This is a genomic window from Fervidobacterium sp. 2310opik-2, from assembly GCF_011057735.1.
Lineage (GTDB): Bacteria > Thermotogota > Thermotogae > Thermotogales > Fervidobacteriaceae > Fervidobacterium > Fervidobacterium nodosum.
In genome coordinates, this window is sequence record NZ_LNGG01000018.1 from 1 (window position 1) to 1609 (window position 1609).

Consider the following 1609-nt stretch of genomic DNA (forward strand, 5'->3'; position numbering starts at 1 on the left):
TTCGGTAAAAATTAAAATTGGTCTTTGAAAATTGAATGCATATTTTTTAACACCTCTGGTAAAATAGTTTCAGGTTGCCCCTCCTTGAGACTTTGTTCTCTTAAATAAGATTGCCTAACTAGAGTACAGCTTTTTACTTGCCGGAAAATGTTTTGCCTCGTTTTCTTATGTACCGCGAGGTTGTAAGGCTGTACTCAATCCGGAGGTGATTCCTTTGGCTATTTTAGCTATTGATGTCTCAAAGAACTATCTTTCTTTCTTTTCTGATTTCATCGGTAGTGGGACTGTTGAGAACTCTCCTCAAGGCATTGTTGAACTTTTTAACAAAGCTTTTGCTTCTTCTTCCGATTTTTCTCTTGTCCTTGAATCAACTGGTGTTTTTTCTTTTAATGTCGCTAACTTCTTCTTTCAAAACAACGTACCTGTCTTTTGGGTTAAAACTGATAACATTAAGCTCTATCGCAAAATTCTCAATCGTCCTAAAACTGACAAAATCGATGCTGAACTTATTTTCTCTATCGCTTCTAAATTTCCTGAGTCTTTAGTCCCTTTTGTCAATAACTCATATATCATCTCTGAGCTTCGTAATCTCACCAGACTTTATTTAAAGTTCAACGAAGATATCGCTCGATTGAAACTTAGGCTCTATTCGTATGTTTCTCTTTATTTCCCTAAACTTGACTTTAAACTAAATAAGACTTTCGAATGCCTGCTTAAAGATTATACAATCGAAGAAATCGCAAACATGCCAATTGAAGAGTTATTTGAATATATTGCGAAAATTTCCAGACACAATGTCTCTTCACAAGTCTTAGCAGAAAAACTCCAAACTCTTGCTAAAGATGCCTTGAGGTTGTCTGTTAATCCTTCAAACACTCTGAGAATATCTATTGTTTCCACTATCGATTTGATACAGCACTATGAAAAACAAATCGAACTAGTAAAGAAAGAAATAAGTAAATTACTTAAAGTAATTCCGAACACACTAACAACAGTCAAAGGGATAGGAGAAATAACTGCAGCTGGAATTATAGCCGAAATAGGAGACATCAATCGTTTCGAAAAAGCCTCAGCGTTAGCATCATACGCAGGGCTTGTATGGACAATCAATCAAAGTGGAAATTACAAATCAGAAAACAACCAACTAACGAAAAAAGGGAACAAGTATCTAAGAACATACCTAGTAATGGCAGCGAACGGAGTAAAGACATACGATCCTGTATACAAAGAATATTATCGCAAAAAGTACGCAGAAGCAACAACACACAAACACATGAGAGCGCTAATATTAACTGCAAGGAAATTAGTAAATTTAGTGTATTATTTACTAAAGAACAACGTACCGTATGTACCGATGAAATAGGTAAAAAGAACGAAATCAAGTATGTGAAGAATGAAAGTGAAATATTAAGTTATTGAAAGTCAAAGTGTTGACTAGGTTTTTTATTTTTCTATTTTTTCTCCTCTTGACTTATTACCGGAAATCTTATGCATGTTGAATCTTTACATTCCTCATAGTTCAGATAAAACGAAATTTTACGTTAACTCTTTGTTACATTAAGTGTACCTTTACATTCCTCATAGTTCAGATAAAACTTGAACTTGAAAC

At 34.2% G+C, this 1609-nt stretch carries 1 protein-coding gene; it reads left to right on the plus strand.

What is annotated here, in order from left to right; all coding sequences use genetic code 11:
* Window positions 1-205 precede the first annotated feature (205 nt).
* Window positions 206-1363, plus strand: coding sequence for an IS110 family transposase (locus tag AS161_RS06625; RefSeq protein ID WP_241241350.1), 1158 nt, complete (start codon window positions 206-208; stop codon window positions 1361-1363).
* The last annotated feature ends 246 nt before the right edge of the window (window positions 1364-1609 follow it).